The organism is Streptomyces erythrochromogenes (assembly GCF_036170895.1).
GTDB lineage: Bacteria > Actinomycetota > Actinomycetes > Streptomycetales > Streptomycetaceae > Streptomyces > Streptomyces erythrochromogenes.
Window position 1 is genome coordinate 2,828,872 of sequence record NZ_CP108036.1, and the last position, 23,199, is coordinate 2,852,070.

Sequence of the window (23,199 nt, forward strand, 5' to 3'; positions counted from 1 at the left end):
CGGACCCGCGCCTCACACGCCGGCGAGGCTGGAATACAGCCCCAGCAGCGGTGCCGCGGCCGGGCGCGGAGGGGGTCCGGGTCGTGCCGAACCCAGCGGAGCGCTACCGCAGGGTGGTGGACTTGTCCGTGCGGTAGGTCGCGACCAGCGCAAGGCACAGGGCCGCGATCGCCACGCGTCCCGACGCCTGCAGCAGCGGTCCGCGCAGCAGGATGAAGGAGTAGCCCGCGACCAGCGGGACGACCACCGAGATCAGGCTGCCCGGCGGCGCCCTCCGCGTGGCGCGTTTCGCATAGCGCCGGTCGATGCGGGCCGAGGCGTAGCCCATGCCCAGCAGCCCCGCCCCCATCCCCAGCGGCCCGAAGTCGAGCCACAGCTCCGCCCAGATCGGGGAGGAGAGGTTGGTGTTGACCGTGCCCATCCACTGGCCGACCATCACGCCCGTGTCCCGCGGCTTGCCCTCCCAGACCGAGCGGGGCACCGCGAAGAAGATCGACCCGGCCAGCTGGCGGCCGTAGAAGTGCCCGGGGCCCGACTCCGAGAAGGTGATGGTGTTCGCGAACATGCCGATCTGGTCGTAGTCCTTGAGGGCCATCGGCTCCAGGAAGGACGTGGTCTCCACCGGCCGGTAGTTCTTCTCGTCGTACCGGAAGCGGTCCGCGAACGGGAAGATCAGGAGGGCGACGACCACCGCCATCGACAGCGCCACCCGGTACATCGCCGCGCTCACCGGGAAGACGGTGAACAGCAGCGCGAACATGACCGTCAGGAACCAGTAGCGCGGGTTCGAGATCGGGTTGTTGACGATCAGGTTGAGGCCGGCGAGCGCCGACCACGTGACGATGATCGACACCTTGCGGCGGGCGAACTTCGAGGTGATCAGCCAGCGCGTGTACAGGAGCAGCGCGAGCAGGGCCGGCACGGTGCCGAAGCCGCGCAGCAGGGCCTGGCCGGCCTGGCCGTCGCCGTTGGAGACGCCCGCCTCCTCGATGCCGGCGATGATCTCCTGACGGCTGGAGAAGAAGACCGCCGGGCCGCCCAGCTTCATGATGAAGGCGGCGCTGCACAGGAACGACAGGACCGTCAGGAGTTGGAGCCGGCGCCGGTGCGCCATGACGGGCCTCGACTCCTTCTGGGAGCCGCCCGCACGCCCGGCCGGCCGGTGACGGGCCAGCAGCACGCCGACGTCGAAGGCCGTGCAGCCGAGCAGCACCAGCCCGATCGCGACGGTCAGGTCCGAACGCGGGCCGACGACCGGCGTCGGCACCTGGCCGAGGACGGCCTGCGCGAGCGGGGCCACGCCCATCGCCATGTAGACGAACAGCCAGAAGGAGCCCTGGAGAAGTTTGCGGCGGCTGGTGAGCACCATCGCGGAGAGCCGGGCACCCGCGTACATGGTGAGCAGCAGCTGGAGCCAGAAGGCCGCGTCGCGGGCTCCGGCGCCCGTCTGGACGGCGACGAACAGCGGCAGGAAGACGGTGAATCCGAGTGCGAGCGGTACGGACAGCGCCCGGGAGAGCAGGGTCCGTGGAAGGGTCTCGCGACCCCACATGCTCTCGTCCTCGAAGCGGGACGGGACGGCCGGCTCGGCGGCCGGCACGGAGGGCTTGCGTATGTCCGTCGTCACTGCCGCCCCCACCCGATGTGCCTGGTCCGCGCGCAGTCTAGTCTGAGCGGGCCGCGCCCGGGGAGGCCGTGGCCGAGAGCACGATGGGGGCTTCTGTTGCGTGATCTTCCTTCCTTCACGCTGGCCGGGTACGACAAGGGGCGCGGACTGCTGACGCAGGCGCTCTGGTTCGCCGTGATGAACACGGTCTTCATGGCCTGGTTCTGTCCGGCCCGGCTGCGGGTCGCGCTGCTGCGTGCCTTCGGGGCGAAGATCGGCGAGGGGGTGCTGATCCGGCACAGGGTCCGCGTGCTGTGGCCGTGGAAGCTCACCGTCGGGGACCACGCCTGGATCGGCGAGGGCGTCTGGGTGCTGAACCTGGAGCCGGTGACCATCGGTTCGCACGTGTGCCTCTCGCAGGAGGCGATGCTGTGCACCGGCTCGCACGACCACCGGGCCGCCGACTTCCGCTACCGCAACGCGCCGATCACCGTCGAGGACGGCGCCTGGGTGGCGGTACGGGCGACCGTGCTGGCCGGGGTGACCGTCGGCCGGTGCGCCGTCGCGGGCGCCGGGGCCGTCGTGCACAAGGACCTGCCGGAACTGACCCTGCAGACCCAGGACGGGCGGCGCCGCCCGGTGGAGGAGCCCAAGTGAGTGCCGCGATGAGAGTCCTGCACGCCGTCACCCTGCACTCCCCCTCGCACGCCTTCGGCGGTCCGGTGCGGGTCGCACTGAATCTGACGAAGGGGCTGCGGGCACGCGGCCATGAGGCGCGGCTGCTCGCGCTGGGCGAGGGCTTCGACGAGTGGCCCACCTCCGTGGAGGGCGTGCCGGCGAAGCTGTTCCCGGCCCGCCGGCTGCTCCCCCTCGGCTTCAGCGGGATGACCTCGCCGGCGCTGCTGGCCTCGGCCGGGCGCCTGGTGCGGGACGCCGACGTGGTGCACGTGCACCTGGCGCGCGACCTGGTGACCCTGCCGGTGGCGCTGGCGGCGCTGCGCGCGGGCAAGCCGCTGGTGCTCCAGACCCACGGGATGGTGGACCCGAGCGGGAAGCTCCTGGCGAAGGTGCTGGACGCGGTGGCGGTACGCCGGCTGCTGCGCGGCGCGGACGCGGTGCTGTACCTGACCCCGCACGAGCGGGAGGGCCTGGACGCGGTGGTCGGCGCACCGCTGGCCAACACGGTCCGGCTGATCAACGGGACCCCGGCGCAGGAGGAGCGGCCCGCGCCGGAGGGGCCGCCGCGCATCCTGTACTCCGCGCGCCTGCAGGCCCGCAAGCGGCCGGTGGACTTCGTGGACGCGGCGCCGGCGGTCCTCGCCGCGCACCCCGACGCGCACTTCGTGGTCGCGGGCCCGGACGAGGGCGAGCTGGCGGCCGTACGCGCCCGGATCGGGGGGCTGGGCCTGACGAACCGGTTCACGGTCCCCGGGGCGCTGTCCGGCGAGCAGGTGCTGGCGGAGCTGCGCCGGGCCCATGTCTACGTGCTGCCCTCGGTGGACGAGCCGTTCCCGATGTCCGTCCTGGAGGCCCTCGCGGTGGGCGTCCCCTCGGTGGTGACGCACTCCAACGGCCTGGCTCGGGACGTCGCGGCGGCCGGTGCGGGCCGCGCGGTCGACCCCGGTCCCGCGGGTGTGGCCGCCGCGGTCCTGGAGCTGCTGGACCCGCTTGCGGGCCGCGAGGCCTCCCTCGCCGCCCGCAAGCTGGCCGACGGGTCCTTCTCCATGGACGCCGTCCTCGACACGCTGCTGCCGGTGTACGAGGCCGCGCTGCGCCGATGAGGCGGGGCCGCCGGGTCAGATGACGTCCCGGCGGTGTTCCTCCACCACCGGGATCGCGCCCGCGGTCCGGCGCCGCTTGTAGATGCTGGTGTAGACGGCGAGGCCGATCCCGCCCACCGCCATCATGATCAGACCGACCAGGTCGAGGTTGACGCTCTCCATCTCCCAGTCGCTGGCGAAGGTGAGGATGGCGCCCACCACGATCAGGCCTATGCATCCGCCGATGCCCATGGGTCCGCCTTCCGTCTGGTGACTGTGACCGCGCGGGTACCCGGGTATCGCGCACGAAAACGCCCCCCGGGTCCGGAAGTACCGGCCCCGGGGGGCGTTTTCGCGACTGCGGTGGTGTTACGCGGGGATCCAGGCGTAGCAGCCGGAGGAGTTGAACTCCGCGGCGCCCGACGGGATCGTGGCCGTGATCTTGTCACCGGCCTTGGGCGGGGTCTCGGGGCCCGAGGCGAGGACGGCGCCGTCCTTGCCCTTGACCTCCCAGGTGCAGTTCGTGGCCTGGGTCAGCGCCCGGTAGCTGCCCGCGGCGGGGGACTTGCGGGACCCCTCGGGGAAGCCCTTCTCCGCCGCGGCGAGGATCGGCTTCTGGTCCGGGCACAGGTGCGTGATGGCGTCCTTGGCGCCCGGGATCTCCCCGGTGATGACGGCGCCGGTCGCCGCGTCCTTGTCGCGCTTGGCCGTGCGCGCCACCCGCTGACAGGCCTCCTGGCCGGTCTGCAGGACGGCCGCCGGGTCCATCTTCTCCGGGACGCGCCCGCTCAGGTACTTCTTCTCCTCCGCCGTGAAGCTGCCCGTCTTCGGGGTGAGCTTGGCGTCGGGGAGGACCGGGCCGGTCGGCTTCGCGTCGGCGGCGGGCGACGCCGCCGTGTCCGGGGTGTCCGCCGGGTCGGGGGCCGCCGACGAGGCCGGGGGCTTCGCCTTCGCCTGGGCGTCGGAGTCGTCCCCGCCCGAACTGCAGGCGGTCAGCGTCAGTGCGGCAGCGAGCAGGACAGCGGCCGCTGCGGAGCGTCGGTACATCGGGTGGCTCCCGTACTCAAGGGGGTGTACGCAGGAATGCGGGGCCCGGCCACGCAGCCGGGCCCCGCATTCCGTCAGGCGGTTGCTTCGGTGGGGCTACTTCGCACCGAAGGTGAGGACCAGCTGCGGAGTGCCCTCCGCAGCCGTGGACTCCGAGGCCCAGAGCCACAGCGGGTCGGTCCCGTTGCTCGTCAGGCCCAGGCTGTAGCTGCTGCCCAGCACCGCGGTGACCGCGGCGGTGTCCAGCTCGACGTTGTGCACGGCCGAGCCGTCCGGCACGCCCGCGATGGTGCCGAGCGGGGTGGCGCCGAGGGCCGGCTTGGTGTTGAACGACGTGCTCGCGCCGCTCCAGGTGCCGGTGACCGGGACCACGGAGACGGTGTCGGCGGTGCCGGCGCTCGCCTGGGTGCTGGTCTTGAACTGCAGCGAGGCGGACTTCAGGACCTGGCCCGCCGGTGCGGCCGGCAGGTCGAAGCGCATGTACGTCTGGTACAGCGAGCCGCTGCCGCGCACGGCGAGCGAGGTGGCGGTGCCGTAGGCGGTGCTCGGGGCGCCCTGGTTGATGTAGGTGTCCTCGGTCGTCTTGACCGTGGAGACCGTGTCGGTGGGAGCCTTGGCCAGGTCGAAGTGGTTCTTGACCTGGGCCTGGGTGAGCGCCGTCGGGTACACGGCGGTCTCGTCGAGCTGACCGGCGAAGAAGTTGCTCGTCGGACGGGTCGGCCAGCCGGAGAGGTTGTCACCGCCGACGTGCCAGTAGCCCGCGTAGGTGGTGTTGCTGGTGGCGTTCAGCGAGCCCTTGCTCTGGCCGTCGACGTACAGCGTGATGCCGCCGGGGCCCTGGGTGCCGACCACGTGGTGCCACTTGTTGTCGTTGTACGTCTCGAACAGGCCGGTGGAGACCGTCCGGGCCGAGCCGTTCCAGACGCCGAACACCAGGCGACCGGTGTTCGTCATGTAGATGTGGCGGTCGTTCGAGCCGCTGCTGCGCGTGGTGTTGTTGCCGAAGCCGACCAGCTTGCCGCCGCGCGTGGTGTTGGTCTTGAACCAGGTCTCGATGGTGAAGGTGTTGCCGACCGACTGACGGCGGTCGCTGTGCACCTTCTGGCTCGTGCCGTTGAAGCCCATGGCGTTGCTGCCGGGGACCGCGCCGGGGGACTGCTTCAGGGCGGGGGCGTTGACCTGGATGCCGCTGCGGTTGCCGGACACCGAGGAGTCGGCGACGTAGGGGCTGACCACGTCGTCGTAGCGCCAGTACAGGTCGGCGCCGTCGGTGCGGACCTGGTTCGGGTAGGACTGGACCGTGGTCGGGACGGTCACCGAGGTGGTGGCCGACAGGGCGCTGGTGTTGCCGGCGGCGTCGGTCGCGGTCACCCGGTAGGTGTACGACTGGCCCGCCTTGACCGTGGTGTCGTTCCAGGAGGCCTGCGGGCGCTCCCACTCCAGCGAGCCGGCGGTGACGGTGGCGGCCGGGGTGGCCGAGCCGTTGCGGTAGATGCGGTACGTCAGCTTGCTGTCGTCCGCGTCGTAGCTGGTCCGCCAGCGGACCTGGGCCTCGCCCGGCTTGACGCTGGAGGCGCTGACCACCGGGGTGGTCGGTGCGCCGACGTCGCCGGTGGAGGCGAAGCGGCTCAGACCCTGCTGGGCCTTGCCGTTGATGAGGGTGAACTCACCGCCGACCCACATGTACTTCACGTCGTTCTTCACGGCCACGGCCATCACGCGCGGGCCGATGCCCTCGCCGAGACCGTCGTTGGCCGTGGGGTGCCAGCCGAGCTTGGCCGGGCCGCGCACGAAGCCGTCCACGGGCGCGGGGGCGGCGCCTTCGTGGTTGGTCGGCTGCGCCAGCAGGAAGTGCCGCTTGCCGTCGGGGAACTCCTGCTCGGTGGAGCAGTCGTGCGCGTGCGAGGAGCTGTAGAGGACGCCCTCGTACGGCAGGACGAACTGCGTGGCGCCGAGGCAGCGGTCACGCCACTTCTCGGTGAAGTCGCTCAGGCGCAGGCCGATGCGGCCGTCGAAGACACCGCCGCCGGAGCCCTCGTGGCCCGTGTAGAAGCCGGTGTCGTCGGTGGAGATGTCCTTGACGACCGAGTTCGACGGGATGTTGGTGTAGGTCTTCTTCACGGCGCCGGACGCGGCGTCCACAACGGCCAGCGCGTGGCTGTTGGAGTTGTTGACCGTGAAGAAGTCGCCGCCGAGCAGCACGTTCTTGCCGTCGGGGGTGACCTCGACCGCCCGGCCCGGCTCGTCGACGTTGGCGACGAAGGGCTTGAGCACACCGGTGGAGGCGTCCACGGCGGCGAACCGCTCGCGGGTCTGGCCCTCGACGGTGGTGAAGTCGCCGGCCGCGTAAAGGGTGTCGTCCGTGACCGCGAGTCCGCGCACGGTGGCGGGGAAGCCCGGGTGGAACGCCGCCTTGGGGGTGCAGCTCGCGATGTCGATGGCCGCGACGCTGGAGACCGGGGTGCCGTTGACGGCACCGAAGTAGCCGCCCGCGTAGAGGGTCTTCTTGTCCTTCGACACGACCAGCGTGCGCACCGTCGCGGTGCCGTCGCCGATGGTGAAGGCCAGCTTGCAGGAGGTCGGCTTGCCCGTCGCGGCGTCGAGCGCGACGAAGTTCACGGCCTCCTGCTCGGCGCCCGCCGCGCCCTCGGGCGGGCGGACGGCGGAGAAGGTGCCGCCGGCGAAGACGGTGCCCTCCGCCTGGGCCATCGCCCAGACGATGCCGTCCGGCTGCCACGTCGGCAGCTCGTCGGCGGTGAATGCCACCGGCGCCGTGATGGCGGACGCCTGGGGCATCAGCACCAGGCCTATCCCGGTGCCCGCACCGGCCAGTGACAGTACGAGGGCGGCAGTCAGCCCTCTGGATCTACGCATGAGCCCCCCAGGGCAATCGCCCGGTTTGATGGCTGGAACTATCCGAACAGCCATATGTATCTGGCGCAGACTAGGGCTCACGCGAGGGCCTGGTCACCTCCCTTGACCCATTGCATACCAACTTGGAATCAAAGGTTCAGCATGGAGGGCGCACTAGGGACATACGGCACGTTTGCCCCGGTCATGCTGGCGCAGAACCGCCTGCATGACCGGAACACGGCAAATCGTAGGGGAAATATAAGCCCTCAGCGATCGATACGGACCGTCACGCCCGCCAGTTGGTCCTCGACCTGGCGGATGTCGGCGTCGACCATGATCTGCGCCAATTCGGCCACCAGGACCGACGGCTTCCAGCCGAGCAGGTCATGGGCCTTGGAGGCGTCGCCGATGAGGGCGTCGACCTCGCTGGGGCGCTCGTACTTGGCGTCGTACCGCACGTGCTCGGTCCAGTCGAGACCGGCGTGCGAGAAGGACGACTCGACGAACTCGCGGACGGTCGCGGCCACGCCGGTGGCGACGACGTAGTCGGTGGGCTCGTCCTGCTGGAGCATCCGCCACATGGCGTCCACGTACTCGGGGGCGTAGCCCCAGTCGCGCACCGCGTCGAGGTTGCCGAGGTAGAGGTGGTCCTGCAGACCGGCCTTGATGCGGGCGACCGCGCGGGTGATCTTGCGGGTCACGAAGGTCTCGCCGCGGCGCGGGGACTCGTGGTTGAAGAGGATCCCGTTGACGGCGAACATGTCGTACGCCTCGCGGTAGTTCACCGTGGTCCAGTACGCGAAGACCTTCGCGGCGCCGTACGGGCTGCGCGGGTGGAACGGGGTCTGCTCGTTCTGCGGCGGCGGGGTGGACCCGAACATCTCGGAGGACGAGGCCTGGTAGATGCGCGTGTCGACACCGCTGGCCCGGATGGCCTCCAGCAGCCGCAGCGCGCCGAGGCCGGTCACGTCGCCCGTGTAGAGCGGGGCGTCGAAGGAGACGCGGACGTGGGACTGCGCGCCGAGGTTGTAGACCTCGTCGGGGCGTATGTCACGGAGCAGATTCACCAGGGCGACGCCGTCGGAGAGGTCGGCGTGGTGCAGGACGAAGGACCGGTTGGCCGTCTGCGGGTCCTGGTAGATGTGGTCGACCCGCTCCGTGTTGAAGCTGGAGGACCGCCGCACGAGACCGTGCACCGTGTAGCCCTTGGAGAGCAGGAGCTCGGCGAGGTACGAGCCGTCCTGTCCGGTGACTCCGGTGATCAGTGCGGTCTTGCCCATGGGGTCCCCTTGCTGGTGGTTGCTGTGTGTCGTGGCGAGGCGTTGCCTCGGTGTGGGTGTGGGTGTGAGTGCGGAGCGGGCCCTGCGGGGCGGCGCGCCGAGCGGTCGGGCCGCGGCCGGGCGGCTGGATGCGTACCGTACACGTCGGTCGGCGACCGCCCCCTGCGGGGCGCCCGCCGTCTCGTGGTCCTGACGCCGCCCGGCCCGCTCCCGGTTCCGGAGCCGACGCCACGGGCCGCCCCGGCGGCCGGGCCCGGAGCGCCGGACCGCGTCGGCACGGCCGGGAGCGGGCCGGCGGACGGGGCCGACTGCCCGCCCGGAGGCACGGCACCGGCCGCACCCACGAGGGCAGCCGCGTCCCGGCCGGGGTTTGCCGCCGGGGCCGGGGCCGCGCCGGGGGCGCGGGCCGTGGACCACTGCGACCCCCGCGGGAGCGGACTGGCATCATCGGCGGTATGACAAGTTCGCTGCCGCTCCTGCCCCCGAACGCCCGCGTCTTCGTCGCGGGCCACCGCGGCCTCGTGGGGTCCGCGGTCGCCCGCCGGCTCACCGCCGACGGCCACGAGGTGCTCACCCGGGGCCGTGCCGACCTCGACCTGCGCGACGCCGCCGCGACCGGGGCGTACCTGAAGGACGTCCGCCCGGACGCCGTCGTGCTGGCCGCCGCCAAGGTGGGCGGGATCATGGCCAACAGCACGTACCCGGTGCAGTTCCTGGAGGAGAACCTGCAGATCCAGCTCAGCGTGATCGGCGGCGCCCACGCCGCCGGCGTGGGCCGGCTGCTGTTCCTCGGATCGTCCTGCATCTACCCGAAGCTGGCACCGCAACCGATCCACGAGGACGCCCTGCTGACCGGCCCGTTGGAGCCGACCAACGAGGCCTACGCCCTCGCGAAGATCGCCGGCATCGTCCAGGTCCAGTCGTACCGCAAGCAGTACGGGGCCTCGTACATCTCGGCCATGCCGACGAACCTCTACGGGCCCGGCGACAACTTCGACCTGGAGACCTCGCACGTCCTGCCCGCCCTCATCCGGCGCTTCCACGAGGCCGCCGCCGAGGGCCGCGAGGAGGTCACCCTGTGGGGCTCCGGCACCCCGCGGCGGGAGTTCCTGCACGTGGACGACCTGGCCGCGGCCTGTGCCGTCCTGCTGGAGAGCTACGACGGCGACGAGCCCGTCAACATCGGCTGCGGTGAGGACCTGACCATCCGCGAGCTGGCCGAGACGGTCGCCGAAGTGACCGGCTTCCGGGGCCGGCTCGCCTGGGACACCTCCAAGCCGGACGGAACGCCGCGCAAGCTGCTGGACGTCGGCCGCCTGACCTCGCTCGGCTGGAAGCCCGGCATCCCGCTGCGGGACGGCATCGCCTCCACGTACAAGTGGTGGCGCGAGCAGAGCTGATCGCACGGGCGGCCTCGGCCCCTCAGTAGGCTCCGCGACCGTCGACGACGGCGCGGAGCGTACGGCCCATCACGTCGACGTCACTGGTGAAGGACCAGTTGTCGACGTACTGCAGGTCCAGCTGGATCGTCTCGTCCCAGGACAGGTCCGACCTGCCGCTGATCTGCCACAGCCCCGTCATCCCGGGCCGCACGGTCAGCCGGCGCAGCTCGACCTCGTCGTACTGGGCCACCTCCTCCGGCAGCGGCGGGCGCGGGCCGACCAGCGACATGTCGCCGATGAGCACGTTGACGAGCTGCGGCAGCTCGTCCAGGGACGTGCGGCGCAGGAGCCGGCCCACCCGGGTGACCCGGGGGTCGCGGCGCATCTTGAACATCAGGCCGTCGTTCTCGTTGGCCCCGGCCAGTTCGGCCTTGCGCGCGTCGGCGTCCACCACCATCGTGCGGAACTTCCACATGACGAAGGGGACCCCGTCACGGCCGATGCGCCGCTGGCGGTAGAAGGCCGGACCGCGCGAGCCGAAGCGGATCGCGAGGACGATCCCGAGGAAGAACGGGGAGAGGAGCAGCAGGCCGGCCGCGGCGCCCACCCGGTCGAGGACCGACTTGAGCAGGGTCTGTACACCGCGGCTGACCGGCGGTGCGACGCGCAGCACGGCGAGTCCGCCCGCGGAGAGGGTCTCCAGCCGCTTGACGGAGACCTCCACCAGCCCTGGGAAGACGGCGAGTTCGAGTCCCGCGTCGTGCAGGGCCCAGGCGACGCGGCGCAGCCGCTCCCCCGTGATCCGCACGCCGGGGGCGACCAGCACCAGGTCGGCGTGGTGGCTGAGGACTGCGCCGAGCACGGCCGCGGAGTCGACTCCGGGGGCCTCGGGCGCGTCGGCGTCGAGCCGTGCCGCCACGGGGACGCCGCTGGCGAGCCGCCCGGTGCCGACCGGGACGACGCCGACGACGACGTACGGGTGGTCGGTGCGGGCGGCGAGGTGCGCGATGACGTCCTCGGCCGCGTCGGGCTCCCCTATCACCAGCACGCGGCTCACGGCCTGGGCCTCGCGGCGGGCGGCCGAGAGGTGACGGTAGGTCAGCTTGTGGCAGGCGACGGTGATCAGCAGAGCGGGCAGCAGGGCCCCGAGGGCGGACAGCCGGGGCGTGTCCTCCTCGGTCACCACACGTGCCACGGCCAGCACGCCGATCAGAATCAGCCAGTCATGGAGGACCGGGAGCACACCGCGGGACTCTCCGAGCGCCCGGGTGGCGTACCGGCGGCGCAGCGCCTGGATGCCGGTCCACGCCACGGCGGCGGCCAGGGCGCAGTAGACGGGCCGGACCTGCTGGGCGGCGTCGAAGACGAGCCCCACGGGGACGGCGGCGCCGAAGAAGTCGGCGACTATCGCGGCCGGACGGTACCAACGGGCCTTGTCCCCGAGGCGCCGCACGGGCGCCAGGGACTCATGGGCCGCCCTGGCCACTCTTTGCGCAGGAAAATGAACATGCCTCATGGGCCCCCCTGGCACGTGGTCTATGACAGTGGCAAGTGTCCATGGCTTCCCCTGGCGATGAACATCTGCCGCACCGGCAAACAGTACGACAAACACCCGTACGGTAATTGCCGTTTCGGTCAACCCAGCCTCTTGTTGCGCAAGTGTTAGCAACCGGTAGCTGGCGTTCCGAATCCTGGACGTCGTGCGACGCACGCGAAGGTGAATGCTCCGGATACCGGATACGTATCTTCGAACAACGAACCGTTTCCGGCCAACCTTTTGACGCGGCCCTGACATCCGACGCGCCAAGTGGCAATCTTCGACCGTTCATCGCACCGCACCTGCTCTGCCCGGAGGCCCACCCAGCCATCCGGAACCCCCCTTGCAGAAGGAGTCTGCGTTGAGGTCCACCCCCCAGAGGCGTGCCACCGCGGCGGGCGCGCTCGTTGCCGCGGCAGCCCTGCTCGCCGTAGGTATACAGACCGGAACCGCCACCGCCGACGCCACCGCGTCACAGGCACCCAAGGCCGCTCAGTCCAATCCGGGCTCGGCCAACCGCGTACTCAGCGCATCGGAGCGTGCGACGCTCCTCGCCGAAGCCAACTCGACCACCGCGCAGGCCGCCAAGGCGCTCGGCCTCGGCAGTGGCGAGAAGCTCGTCGTCCGCGATGTCGTCCAGGATGCGGACGGCACCACGCACACCACGTACGAGCGGACCTACGACGGTCTGCCCGTACTCGGCGGCGACCTCACCGTCCACGCCAAGAACGGCGTCACCAAGAGTGTGACGAAGGCGACCAACCACGAGATCAAGGTCGCGACCACCGAGGCCTCGGTCACCCCGGCCGCCGCCGAGAGCCAGGCGGTCTCCGCCGCCGGCGCCGAAGGCTCGAAGGAGGCCAAGCCCTCCAAGAACGCCCGCAAGGTGATCTGGGCGGCCGAGGGCGCTCCGAGGCTCGCGTTCGAGACGGTCGTCGGCGGTCTCCAGCACGACGGCACGCCGAACGAGCTGCACGTGGTGACCGACGCCAGGACCGGCGCCAAGATCACCGAGTGGCAGGCCGTCGAGACCGGCACCGGCAACACGATGTACAGCGGCCAGGTGACCCTCGGGAGCACCCAGTCGGGCAGCACCTGGAACCTGACCGACGCGGCGCGCGGCAGCCACAAGACGTACAACCTCAACCGCGGCACGTCCGGCACCGGCACGCTCTTCTCCGGCCCGGACGACATCTGGGGCAACGGCCTGCCGTCCAACCTGGAGACGGCCGGCGCGGACGCCCACTACGGCGCCGCGGTCACGTGGGACTACTACAAGAACGTGCACGGCCGCAACGGCCTGCGCAACGACGGCGTCGCCCCGTACAGCCGGGTCCACTACGGCAACAACTACGTGAACGCTTTCTGGCAGGACTCCTGCTTCTGCATGACCTACGGCGACGGCGACGGCAACGCCAAGCCGCTCACCTCCACCGACGTGGCCGCGCACGAGATGACCCACGGCCTGACCTCGGTCACCGGCAACATGACCTACAGCGGTGAGCCCGGTGGTCTGAACGAGGCCACCTCCGACATCTTCGCGGCGGCGGTCGAGTTCTACGCCAACAACCCGCAGGACGTCGGCGACTACCTGGTCGGCGAGAAGATCGACATCCGCGGCAACGGCACCCCGCTGCGCTACATGGACAAGCCCAGCAAGGACGGCTCGTCCAAGGACGCCTGGTACTCGGGCATCGGCTCGATCGACGTCCACTACTCCTCGGGCCCGGCCAACCACTGGTACTACCTGGCCTCCGAGGGCTCCGGCGCCAAGGTCGTCAACGGCGTGAGCTACGACTCGCCGACCTCCGACGGTCTGCCCGTCACCGCGATCGGCCGCGACGCCGCCTCGAAGATCTGGTTCCGCGCGCTGACCACCGGTCTGTTCAAGTCGAACACCAACTACGCGGCCGCCCGTACGGCGACCCTGCAGGCGGCGGCCGACCTGTACGGCGCCGGCTCGACCACCTACAACAACGCGGCGAACGCCTGGGCGGCCATCAACGTCGGCCCGCGCATCGTGAGCGGCGTCTCGGTCACCCCGATCGCCAACCAGACCACCCAGATCAACACCGCTGTGAGCCTGCAGGTCCAGGCGACCAGCACCAACCCGGGTGCGCTGAGCTACGCGGCGACCGGCCTGCCGGCCGGCCTGTCGATCAACTCCTCGACCGGTCTGATCTCCGGTACGGCCACCACCGCGGGCACGTCCAACGTGACCGTCACCGTGACCGACTCGCAGAGCAAGACCGGCACGGCGTCCTTCACCTGGACCGTCGGCACCGGCCAGCAGAACGTCTTCGAGAACACGAACGACTACCAGATCGCGGACAACGCCACGGTCGAGTCCCCGATCGCGGTGACCCGCACGGGCAACGCCCCGAGCACGCTGAAGGTGGACGTGAACATCGTCCACACCTACGTCGGTGACCTGGTGGTCGACCTGGTCGCCCCCGACGGCAGCGTCTACAACCTGCGCAACCGCAGCGGCGGCAGCGCGGACAACATCGTCCAGTCCTTCACCGTGAACGCCTCCTCCGAGGTCGCCAACGGCACCTGGAAGCTCCGTGTCCGCGACGCTGCCAGCCTGGACACCGGCTACATCAACAGCTGGAAGCTCACCTTCTGACCCCTTCGGGGCAGCGTGAGCCACGGCTGGACCGATAGATAGACACGGGGCCGCCCGGGAGAAGACCTCCCCGGGCGGCCCTGTCCCATTGGCCCTGCCGCAAGGGACCTGTGCCGGCGGAGTCGGGACCTCCGGCGCCTGGCGCGCGACGGGGCGACCCGGCCGGACGGCTTCGTGATCGAGACCAGCGGGGCGGGCGGCCACAGCGCCCCGCCGCGCGGACCGGTGCGGCTGGACGCCGGCGGGGAGCCGGTCCACGGGCCGCGACCATCCGGATCTCGCCAAAATGGCGCGCTCGGGCTGCCGTTCTGGCTCGCGGGCGGGCAGGGTCGCCCCGAAGCGGTCGCCGCAGCGCGCGCCGCGGGCGCGGCCGGCGTCCAGATCGGCAGCGCCTTCGCCCTGTGCGAGGAGTCGGGGATGGCCCCGCACCTGCGCGCGCAGCTCCGCGGCCGGGCCCGGGCCGGCACCCTGACGGTCCGCAACGACCCCGACGCCTCGCCTACGTCCTTCCCCTTCAAGGTGGCGGAGCTGCCCGGGACCGTGTCCGAGCCCGAAGTGGCCGCCGCCCGCCGCCGCGTGTGCGACCTGGGCTTCCTGCGCACGCCCGTGCGCGGTCCCCGCGGTCTGCTCCACCGGTGCGCGGCCGAGGCCGTGCGCGCCTACGTCCGCAAGGGCGGGGACGAGGCCGACACCACGGGCCGGCAGTGCCTGTGCAACGGCCTGCCGGCCACCATCGGGCTGGCGCAGCGGCGGCCCGGCGGCCGGGTGGAACCGCCGCTGGTGACGATCGGCAAGGACCTCTCGTTCCTCCCGGCGCTCTCTCCGGACGAGGCGCCCTTCACGGCGGCGGACGTCGTTCGGTGGCTGGCGCCGGGGGCCGGCGCGGCACGGCCGGCCTGAGCCGGCGGAGGCCCCGGATCAGCCCACGGCGCGGAGGACCATGGAGAGGAAGTCCTCCTCGACGTCCGACTCCTCTTCTTCCCCTTCATCTCCTTCCTCCTCTTCCGCTCCCTCTTCCGCGTCCGCCTGGTCGCCGCGGCCCTGGTTCTGGTCGCCGCCGTTGCCCCAGTCACCGCGACCCTGCCCCTGGTCGGCCCCGTCCGACTCGTCGGCCGCGTCCTCGTCGTTCTGGTCGCCGCCGTTGCCCCAGTCGCCCCGGCCCGGCTCCTGACCGGCTTCGTCCACCGGCTTGAAGAAGGCCGCCACGACCTCCACGTCCGACACGGCGCCGTTCGGCCTCAGGGTCGCGACCGCTCTGCCGCTGCATCCGGCGTTGTCGAAGAGCAGGGCCCGCGACCGCGTCCGGTTGCGGACGTCGACCGCGGGCTCGTTGCGGGACGTCCCCGTGAGCAGGTAGCAGGTACCGTCGTCCGCCGGCCGGATCCGCCCCTGCCGCTCGCGGCCCGCGTCGTCGAGATACCTGTAGTACAGCGTGCCGAGGGTGCGGTCACCCTGGTCGTCGGCCAGCGAGGGACCGGCGGTGGGCAGGACGAGGGCGAGGGCGCCGACGAACACTGCGGCGGTGGTGCCAAGACGCATGGGGGAGAGTCCGTTCCTCGGGTTCCGCGGATGCCGGATCCGGTGGCATCCGCGGGCAGCGTAGGAGCGGACAAGGGCGCTGAAACGATTCGGCATACCGGGCGCGAACTCAGGTTCACCCAGGAGGTCCCCCGCCGTACGCCGACTCGGCTCCCTGGGCGGCGGGCGGCGGATGGACCCGCCGCCCGCCCCCTCGCAGGCACCCCCCGCCGTACCTACCGCAGCAGTACCCCACCGCCGGTGTCCGTGTCCGCCGGGGCCGCGACCAGGCCGAGTTCGGCCGGGGTCGCCAGCAGCGGGTGCGTCGGCAGGATGCGGACCGTGTAGCCGAAGGGCCCGGTGCGGTCGAGGGCGAGCGGGCCCTCGTACACCCAGCGGCCCTCCATGTCGGGACCGGCGGCCGGCTTGAGCGGGAAGGTCCGCCCGTCCCGGATCACGTCCTGCGGGTCCACCCGGCCCGCGACCGCCTGCACCTCCACGTCCTCGGGCGCCAGCGTGTCCAGCGACACCTGCACCCGCAGCGTGAGGGTGGCCCCCAGCTCGGCGGTGCCGTTCACGGGAGCCGCGGCCAGCGCCTCCACGTGCTCGACGCCGACCCGCGGCCAGGCCGCCCGGACCCGGCCCTTCCACCAGGCGAGGTCCCGCGCCGCGTCGGCGGTCAGGGAGCGGTGGGCGAGCGCGGCCGGCGCGTACAGCCGCTCCACGTACTCGCGCACCATCCGTCCGGCGAGGACCTTCGGTCCCAGCGACACGAGCGTGCGCCGGACCATCTCGATCCACCGCACCGGGAGCCCGGCGCGCCCGGCCCGGTCGTAGAACCGCGGCGCGACCCGGCCTTCGATCAGCTCGTAGAGGGCGCTCGCCTCCAGGTGGTCCCGGCGGTCCTCGTCCGCGCCGAGCCCGTCGGCGGTCGGGATGGCCCAGCCGAAGTCCGGCTCGAACCACTCGTCCCACCACCCGTCCAGCACGGACAGGTTCAGACAGCCGTTCAGCGCGGCCTTCATGCCGCTCGTGCCGCACGCCTCCAGCGGGCGCAGCGGGTTGTTGAGCCAGACGTCGCAGCCCGGGTAGAGCTTCTGCGCCATGGCCATGCCGTAGTCGGGCAGGAAGACGATCCGGTGCCGCACCCGCGGGTCGTCCGCGAACCGCACCAGCTCCTGCACCAGCCGCTTCCCGCCGTCGTCGGCCGGGTGCGCCTTGCCCGCGACGACGATCTGCACCGGCCGCTCCGGGTCCAGCAGCAGCCTGCGCAGCCGGTCCGGGTCGCGCAGCATCAGCGTCAGCCGCTTGTACGAGGGCACGCGCCGGGCGAAGCCGATGGTCAGCACGTCGGGGTCGAGGACGGAGTCCACCCAGCCCAGTTCGGCCGCGGCGGCCCCGCGCTGGAGCCACGAGGCCCGCAGCCGGTCCCGTACCTCCTGCACCAGCTGCTCGCGCAGCACCCGGCGCAGGTCCCACACGTCCTGGTCGGGGATGTCGGCGACCGCGTCCCAGCGGCGGGAGCCGCCGACCGACAGGGCGTCCTCGGTGCGGCCGGCGCCGATCTGGCGGGCGCCGAGCCGGACCACCTCGGGGGCCACCCAGGTCGGGGCGTGGACCCCGTTGGTCACGGAGGTGATGGGCACGTCGGCCGGGTCGAAGCCGGGCCACAGGCCGGCGAACATCTCCCGGCTGACCGCGCCGTGCAGGGTGGACACCCCGTTGGCCCGCTGGGCCAGCCGCAGCCCCATCACCGCCATGTTGAACACGCCGGGGTCGCCCCCGGGGAAGGATTCGGCGCCCAGCTCCAGGATCCGGTCGACCGGTACGCCGGCCAGCTCACCGCCGTCGCCGAAGTGCCGGGCGACCAGGCTCCGCTCGAAGCGGTCGATCCCGGCCGGGACGGGGGTGTGCGTGGTGAACACGGTCCCGGCGCGCACCGCCTCGACGGCGGCGTCGAAGCCGAGGCCCTGCTCCCGCTCCAGTTCCCTTATGCGTTCGAGGCCCAGGAAGCCGGCGTGGCCCTCGTTGGTGTGGAAGACCTCGGGCTCGGGGTGGCCGCTGATCCCGCAGTACGCGCGCACCGCGCGCACCCCGCCGATGCCCAGCAGCATCTCCTGGAGCAACCGGTGGTCGCTGCCGCCGCCGTAGAGCCGGTCGGTCACCTCGCGGGCCGCGGCGTCGTTGTCCTCGACGTCGGAGTCCAGGAGGAGCAGCGGCACGCGGCCGACGCGCGCCTGCCAGATGTGGGCGTGCAGGGCGCGGCCGCCGGGCAGGGTCAGCGAGACGCGGGCGGGTGTGCCGTCGTCATGGCGGAGCAGGCCGAGCGGAAGTTCGTTGGGGTCGAGGACCGGATAGTGCTCCTGCTGCCAGCCGTCGCGGGAGAGCGACTGGCGGAAGTAGCCGTGCCGGTAGAGGAGTCCCACGCCGATGAGCGGGACTCCGAGGTCGCTGGCGGCCTTCAGGTGGTCCCCGGCGAGGATGCCGAGGCCGCCGGAGTACTGGGGCAGGGCGGCGGTGATCCCGAACTCGGGAGAGAAGTAGGCGATGGCGGCGGGCAGTTCCGTGCCGTTCTCGCGGCTCTGGTACCACCTCCCGCCGTTCACGTAGTCATCGAGGTCGGCGGCGGCGACGGCCAGGCGCCGCAGGAACCGGCGGTCTGCGGCCAGTTCCTCGAGCCTGGCGGCGGAGACGGAGCCGAGCAGCCGGACGGGATCTCCGCCCGCGGCCTGCCAGCCCTCGGGGTCGACGGATTGGAAGAGTTCGCGGGTCTCGGCGTGCCACGACCAGCGCAGATTGCGCGCGAGATCGGTGAGCGGCAGCAGGGACTCCGGGAGGACGGGGCGCACGGTGAATCGACGGATAGCCTTCACACGTTCCACCTTCGCAGGGGATTGCGGATCGGAGCGGCCGCACCACGCTGTGCACCCGCGCATCACCCCGGGAAGGCTAGCGACGCCCCCGCATTCCGGCCATGGCGCCTAGGTCCTGTCGTCGAAGTAGCGCCGGTCAGGCCCGCGGCGTCCGGCGCCATGGGGTCTCCCCAGGCCGCAGGGCCCAGGGGAACCATCGCGAGGCGGAGGGGCGCCCGGGCACCGGACGTACTCGGGCGCCCCGACAATCTGGGGGTCCCCCCGGACGGAGCCTGGGGGATGGGGTGCGGTGCCGGACGTCGCGGGCCAGGCGGGACTTTGACGACAGGCCAGGGCGGGCACGACGGCCCGGGGCGGCGTCCGCGTGCAGGAGCGGGGAGCCGCGGGGGCCATCTTCGGCCAGATGTCACAAGCCCCCCTGCAACAGGGGGCCCTCCCACCTCAGGAGGGAGTGAGCGGCTGTCTCCCGTACCCCCGCGCGGGTGGTTCCCGAGGGGCTCCCGGAGACGGGTGGGACCGGTGTGCCGGCCCTCTACGTCACCTAGTCCCAGCCGACTTGACGGAGCCCCGCCGGATGTCGAGCCGGGCCTTGGTATTGCCCGTTCCACTACGTACGAGTAGTTAACCAAGTGCGCGGATTGGGCGGGGTGAGAGTGGGAAGGGCTCCCCGGGTACACGTGGTACACGCACGGCGCACCCGCCCACAAACCCTCTCCCCGCCACCCGAGTGAACGCGGACAGGAGCGGCCATGCCCGCAGCCCAGCCGTCCACTGAGCGGCTAGAAACAGAGCGAACAGAGCGTGCACTACCAGTCGTGATACCGGCTGGCCTGTTGTCACCGAGCCCCGCGAACTGCCCCCAGGTGATCCCATCATGATCGGTCGCATTCCCGTGCTGGACGTCCGCCCCGCCGTCGACTGCGGCGCCAGACCCGCCAAGGCGGTCGTGGACGAGGTCTTCGAGATCTCGGCCACCGTGTTCCGCGAAGGGCACGACGCCGTAGCCGCCCACATCGTCCTGCGTGATCCGAAGGGGCGGCTGCGGCCCCCCGTGCCGCTGAGCGAACTCGCCCCCGGCACCGACCGGTGGGGCGCCCGGGTCTCCGCCGAGGTCGAGGGGAGGTGGACGTACACCGTCGAGGCCTGGAGCGACCCGGTGGGCACCTGGCGGGCGCATGCCGCGATCAAGATCCCCGCCGGGATCGACACCGGGCTCGTGCTGCTGGAGGGCGCCGAGCTCTACGAGCGGGCCGCCGCCCGGATCCCCAAGCGCGACGGCCGCGAAGCCGTCCTGGCCGCCGCCCGGATCATGCGGGACGAGGACCTCCCGGCCGCCGAGCGGTACGAGGCCGCGCTCGCCCCCGCCGTGGGCGCCGCGCTCGCCAAGCGCCCCTACCGGGAGCTGGTCACCGCCTCCAAGCCGCTGCCGCTCCTCGTCGAGCGCAAGCGTGCCCTCTTCGGTTCCTGGTACGAGATGTTCCCGCGCTCCGAGGGCGCGGTGCTGGAGCCCGGCGAGGCCCCGGTCAGCGGCACCTTCCGGACCGCGGCGGAGCGGCTGCCCGCGATCGCCGCGATGGGCTTCGACGTGGTCTACCTGCCGCCCATCCACCCGATCGGCAGCACCTACCGCAAAGGCCCCAACAACACGCTGTCCGCAGGGAGTTGGGATCCGGGTGTGCCGTGGGCCATCGGCTCCACCGAGGGCGGGCACGAGGCGGTCCACCCCGAACTGGGCACCATCGAGGACTTCGACGCCTTCGTCGCGCGCGCCCGCGAGCTGGGCATGGAGATCGCGCTGGACTTCGCCCTCCAGTGCTCCCCCGACCACCCGTGGGTGGAGAAGCACCCGGAGTGGTTCCGCCACCGCGCCGACGGGACGATCGCGTACGCCGAGAACCCGCCGAAGAAGTACCAGGACATCTACCCGGTCCACTTCGACACCGACATGGCCGGCATCGTCGAGGAGACCTGCCGGATCCTGCGGCACTGGATGGACCACGGGGTCCGCATCTTCCGGGTCGACAACCCGCACACCAAGCCGGTCGTCTTCTGGCAGAAGGTGATCGCGGACATCAACAAGTCCGACCCGGACGTGATCTTCCTGGCGGAGGCCTTCACCCGGCCGGCGATGATGCGCGCACTCGCCGCCGTCGGCTTCCAGCAGTCGTACACCTACTTCACCTGGCGCAACACCAAGGCCGAGCTGACCGAGTACCTGACCGAGCTCTCCGCCACCCCGTCCGCCTCGGTGATGCGGCCGAACTTCTTCGTCAATACGCCCGACATCCTGCACGAGTACCTCCAGAAGGGCGGCCGTCCCGCCTTCGAGGTGCGCGCGGTCCTCGCCGCCACCCTGTCCCCCGCCTGGGGGATCTACTCCGGCTACGAGCTCTGCGAGAACACCCCGGTGCGCGAGGGCAGCGAGGAGTACCTGAACTCCGAGAAGTACGAGTTCCGGCCACGCGACTGGGCCGCCGCCGACCGCGAGGGCCGCACCATCGCCCCGCTGATCACCGCCCTGAACCGGCTGCGCCGGCGCAACCCCGCCCTCCAGCAGCTGCGCGACATCCACTTCCACTCGACCGACAACGAACAGGTGATCGCCTATTCGAAGCACGCGGGCGCCAATTCCGTACTGGTGGTCGTCAACCTCGATCCGCACCACACCCAGGAGGCGACGGTCTCGTTGGACATGCCGGTACTCGGCCTCGACTGGCACGGGTCCCTCGCGGTGCGCGACGAGCTCACCGGCGAGACCTATCACTGGGGCAGGGCGAACTACGTGCGCCTAGAGCCGGGCCGCACGCCCGCGCACGTCCTGGCCGCTCTGCGACCGTCCCCGCCCACCGGAGGGTCACCCACCACATGATGATCAACGATCCCGTCCACGACACCTTCGAGGACACCCCCGCCAAGGACCGCGATCCCGACTGGTTCAAGCGGGCCGTCTTCTACGAGGTCCTCGTCCGCTCCTTCCACGACAGCAACGGCGACGGCGTGGGGGACCTCAAGGGCCTCACCGCCAAACTGGACTACCTCCAGTGGCTCGGCGTCGACTGCCTCTGGCTGCCGCCGTTCTTCGCCTCGCCCCTGCGCGACGGGGGCTACGACGTCTCCGACTACACCTCGGTGCTGCCCGAGTTCGGCGACCTGGCCGACTTCGTGGAGTTCGTGGACGCCGCGCACACCCGCGGCATGCGGGTGATCATCGACTTCGTCATGAACCACACCAGCGACCAGCACGAGTGGTTCCAGCAGTCGCGCAAGGACCCGGACGGCCCCTACGGCGACTACTACATGTGGGCCGACAACGACAAGCAGTACCAGGACGCCCGGATCATCTTCGTCGACACCGAGACGTCGAACTGGACGTACGACCCGGTCCGCAAGCAGTACTACTGGCACCGCTTCTTCTCCCACCAGCCGGACCTGAACTTCGAGAACCCGGCCGTCCAGGAGGAGATCATCTCCGCCCTCCGCTTCTGGCTGGACCTCGGCATCGACGGCTTCCGCCTCGACGCCGTGCCCTACCTGTACGCCGAGGAGGGCACCAACTGCGAGAACCTCCCGCGCACCCACCAGCTGCTCAAGAGAGTCCGGGCGGAGATCGACGCCCACTACCCGGACACGGTGCTGCTCGCCGAGGCCAACCAGTGGCCCGAGGACGTCGTCGACTACTTCGGGGACTTCGCCAAGGGCGGGGACGAGTGCCACATGGCGTTCCACTTCCCCGTCATGCCGCGCATCTTCATGGCCGTGCGAAGAGAGTCCCGCTACCCGGTCTCCGAGATCCTGGCCAAGACGCCGGCCATCCCGAAGAACTGCCAGTGGGGCATCTTCCTGCGCAACCACGACGAGCTCACGCTCGAAATGGTCACGGACGAAGAGCGCGACTACATGTACGCCGAGTACGCCAAGGACCCGCGGATGCGGGCCAACATCGGCATCCGGCGCCGGCTCGCCCCGCTCCTGGACAACGACCGCAACCAGATGGAGCTGTTCACCGCCCTGCTGCTGTCGCTGCCGGGCTCGCCGGTGCTGTACTACGGCGACGAGATCGGCATGGGCGACAACATCTGGCTGGGCGACCGCGACGGCGTCCGCACCCCCATGCAGTGGACCCCGGACCGCAACGCCGGTTTCTCCTCGTGCGATCCGGGCAGGCTGAACCTGCCGGTCATCATGGACCCGGTCCACGGGTACCAGGTCACCAATGTCGAGGCGGCCATGGCGTCGCCCTCCTCACTGCTGCACTGGACCCGCCGACTGATCGAGATCCGCAAGGCGAACCCGGCCTTCGGCCTCGGCTCGTACACCGAACTGCAGTCGTCCAACCCGGCGGTGCTCGCGTTCCTGCGCGAGTACGGGGACGACCTGGTGCTGTGCGTGCACAACTTCTCGCGCTTCGCGCAGCCCACCGAGCTGGACCTGCAGTCGTTCAACGGGCGGGTACCGGTGGAGCTCACGGGCGACGTGCGCTTCCCGCCGATCGGCGAATGGCCCTACCTGCTGACCCTGGCGGGACACGGCTTCTACTGGTTCCGGCTGCGTGCCGAACAGCGCGGTGACCGCCGCGCCGAATAGCCGGCACGGCCACAGGCGGACCACGCCTCAACCAGGGGGCGGGCGGCTCGAATGGGTCAATCGCCCGCCCCTGTACGGATCATCCTGACCCGACACTCGCACATGCCGGAGAAGCAACTGCCGCGCATCC

At 71.3% G+C, this 23,199-nt stretch carries 15 protein-coding genes; 7 read left to right on the forward strand and 8 right to left on the reverse strand.

From position 1 onward, the window contains the following. Positions 1 to 103: 103 nt before the first annotated feature. On the reverse strand, positions 104 to 1,552 hold the full coding sequence (locus tag OHA91_RS12530) for a hypothetical protein (RefSeq protein ID WP_266499794.1): 1,449 nt from the start codon (positions 1,550 to 1,552) through the stop codon (positions 104 to 106). Between the two features lie 171 nt (positions 1,553 to 1,723). Here OHA91_RS12530 and OHA91_RS12535 point away from each other — a divergent pair, with 171 nt between their 5' ends. Both OHA91_RS12535 and OHA91_RS12540 read left to right on the forward strand, forming a co-directional pair. Further along, the gene (locus OHA91_RS12535) at positions 1,724 to 2,263 is read left to right on the forward strand and encodes a WcaF family extracellular polysaccharide biosynthesis acetyltransferase (protein WP_031148403.1); all 540 of its coding nucleotides are present in this window, start codon (positions 1,724 to 1,726) and stop codon (positions 2,261 to 2,263) included. An 8-nt stretch (positions 2,264 to 2,271) separates the two neighbouring features. Beyond that, positions 2,272 to 3,387 carry a glycosyltransferase gene (locus OHA91_RS12540; RefSeq protein WP_328741128.1) on the forward strand — a complete coding sequence of 372 codons (1,116 nt, stop codon included), beginning with the start codon at positions 2,272 to 2,274 and terminating at the stop codon, positions 3,385 to 3,387. A 15-nt stretch (positions 3,388 to 3,402) separates the two neighbouring features. Here the strand turns inward: OHA91_RS12540 and OHA91_RS12545 are convergent, their stop codons facing one another. The 4 genes from OHA91_RS12545 to gmd form a co-directional block, all read right to left on the reverse strand. Next, positions 3,403 to 3,618: a DUF6458 family protein gene (locus OHA91_RS12545; RefSeq protein WP_031148400.1), complete on the reverse strand. Its 216-nt coding sequence runs from the start codon at positions 3,616 to 3,618 to the stop codon at positions 3,403 to 3,405. Positions 3,619 to 3,735: 117 nt separating this feature from the next. Beyond that, positions 3,736 to 4,413, reverse strand: a complete 678-nt coding sequence (locus OHA91_RS12550; RefSeq protein WP_031148398.1) for a hypothetical protein — start codon at positions 4,411 to 4,413, stop codon at positions 3,736 to 3,738. 96 nt (positions 4,414 to 4,509) lie between these two features. Next, a complete protein-coding gene (locus OHA91_RS12555) occupies positions 4,510 to 7,287 on the reverse strand; it encodes a CBM96 family carbohydrate-binding protein (RefSeq protein WP_328739241.1) in 2,778 nt (925 codons plus the stop codon). Positions 7,288 to 7,532: 245 nt separating this feature from the next. Beyond that, positions 7,533 to 8,546 carry a GDP-mannose 4,6-dehydratase gene (gene gmd / locus OHA91_RS12560; protein ID WP_030846680.1) on the reverse strand — a complete coding sequence of 338 codons (1,014 nt, stop codon included), beginning with the start codon at positions 8,544 to 8,546 and terminating at the stop codon, positions 7,533 to 7,535. Positions 8,547 to 9,001: 455 nt separating this feature from the next. On the opposite strand from gmd, the gene OHA91_RS12565 reads away from it, so the two are divergent. Beyond that, on the forward strand, positions 9,002 to 9,946 hold the full coding sequence (locus OHA91_RS12565; protein ID WP_136232660.1) for a GDP-L-fucose synthase family protein: 945 nt from the start codon (positions 9,002 to 9,004) through the stop codon (positions 9,944 to 9,946). 22 nt (positions 9,947 to 9,968) lie between these two features. Here the strand turns inward: OHA91_RS12565 and OHA91_RS12570 are convergent, their stop codons facing one another. Beyond that, on the reverse strand, positions 9,969 to 11,444 hold the full coding sequence (locus OHA91_RS12570; RefSeq protein ID WP_031148392.1) for a sugar transferase: 1,476 nt from the start codon (positions 11,442 to 11,444) through the stop codon (positions 9,969 to 9,971). A gap of 382 nt (positions 11,445 to 11,826) precedes the next feature. On the opposite strand from OHA91_RS12570, the gene OHA91_RS12575 reads away from it, so the two are divergent. Continuing rightward, complete coding sequence (locus OHA91_RS12575) at positions 11,827 to 14,094, forward strand: M4 family metallopeptidase (protein WP_266497588.1); 2,268 nt, start codon at positions 11,827 to 11,829, stop codon at positions 14,092 to 14,094. A gap of 138 nt (positions 14,095 to 14,232) precedes the next feature. Beyond that, positions 14,233 to 14,994 (forward strand): nitronate monooxygenase, encoded by a 762-nt coding sequence (locus OHA91_RS12580; RefSeq protein WP_328741129.1) that lies wholly within the window; start codon positions 14,233 to 14,235, stop codon positions 14,992 to 14,994. Positions 14,995 to 15,012: 18 nt separating this feature from the next. Here OHA91_RS12580 and OHA91_RS12585 read toward each other — a convergent pair whose 3' ends face one another. After that, the gene (locus OHA91_RS12585) at positions 15,013 to 15,633 is read right to left on the reverse strand and encodes a hypothetical protein (RefSeq protein WP_328739242.1); all 621 of its coding nucleotides are present in this window, start codon (positions 15,631 to 15,633) and stop codon (positions 15,013 to 15,015) included. A gap of 215 nt (positions 15,634 to 15,848) precedes the next feature. Next, a complete protein-coding gene (gene glgP / locus OHA91_RS12590; RefSeq protein WP_031148384.1) occupies positions 15,849 to 18,485 on the reverse strand; it encodes an alpha-glucan family phosphorylase in 2,637 nt (878 codons plus the stop codon). Between the two features lie 874 nt (positions 18,486 to 19,359). On the opposite strand from glgP, the gene OHA91_RS12595 reads away from it, so the two are divergent. Together OHA91_RS12595 and treS are read left to right on the forward strand one after the other, a co-directional pair. Then, entirely contained in the window at positions 19,360 to 21,354 is a 1,995-nt protein-coding gene (locus tag OHA91_RS12595) for an alpha-1,4-glucan--maltose-1-phosphate maltosyltransferase (protein ID WP_031148382.1), read from the forward strand. Further along, a complete protein-coding gene (gene treS, locus OHA91_RS12600) occupies positions 21,351 to 23,069 on the forward strand; it encodes a maltose alpha-D-glucosyltransferase (RefSeq protein ID WP_031148380.1) in 1,719 nt (572 codons plus the stop codon). Before OHA91_RS12595 ends, treS begins: the two co-directional genes overlap by 4 nt. Positions 23,070 to 23,199: the final 130 nt, after the last annotated feature.

Excerpts from the sequence above, each read along its gene's own strand:
- OHA91_RS12530 (WP_266499794.1), bottom strand. The coding sequence starts at position 1,552 with ATGTGGGGTCGCGAGACCCTTCCACGGACCCTGCTCTCCCGGGCGCTG.
- OHA91_RS12540 (WP_328741128.1), top strand. The coding sequence starts at position 2,272 with ATGAGAGTCCTGCACGCCGTCACCCTGCACTCCCCCTCGCACGCCTTC.
- OHA91_RS12545 (WP_031148400.1), bottom strand. The coding sequence starts at position 3,618 with ATGGGCATCGGCGGATGCATAGGCCTGATCGTGGTGGGCGCCATCCTC.
- OHA91_RS12550 (WP_031148398.1), bottom strand. The coding sequence starts at position 4,413 with ATGTACCGACGCTCCGCAGCGGCCGCTGTCCTGCTCGCTGCCGCACTG.
- OHA91_RS12555 (WP_328739241.1), bottom strand. The coding sequence starts at position 7,287 with ATGCGTAGATCCAGAGGGCTGACTGCCGCCCTCGTACTGTCACTGGCC.
- gmd (WP_030846680.1), bottom strand. The coding sequence starts at position 8,546 with ATGGGCAAGACCGCACTGATCACCGGAGTCACCGGACAGGACGGCTCG.
- OHA91_RS12565 (WP_136232660.1), top strand. The coding sequence starts at position 9,002 with ATGACAAGTTCGCTGCCGCTCCTGCCCCCGAACGCCCGCGTCTTCGTC.
- OHA91_RS12570 (WP_031148392.1), bottom strand. The coding sequence starts at position 11,444 with ATGAGGCATGTTCATTTTCCTGCGCAAAGAGTGGCCAGGGCGGCCCAT.
- OHA91_RS12585 (WP_328739242.1), bottom strand. The coding sequence starts at position 15,633 with ATGCGTCTTGGCACCACCGCCGCAGTGTTCGTCGGCGCCCTCGCCCTC.
- OHA91_RS12595 (WP_031148382.1), top strand. The coding sequence starts at position 19,360 with ATGATCGGTCGCATTCCCGTGCTGGACGTCCGCCCCGCCGTCGACTGC.
- treS (WP_031148380.1), top strand. The coding sequence starts at position 21,351 with ATGATGATCAACGATCCCGTCCACGACACCTTCGAGGACACCCCCGCC.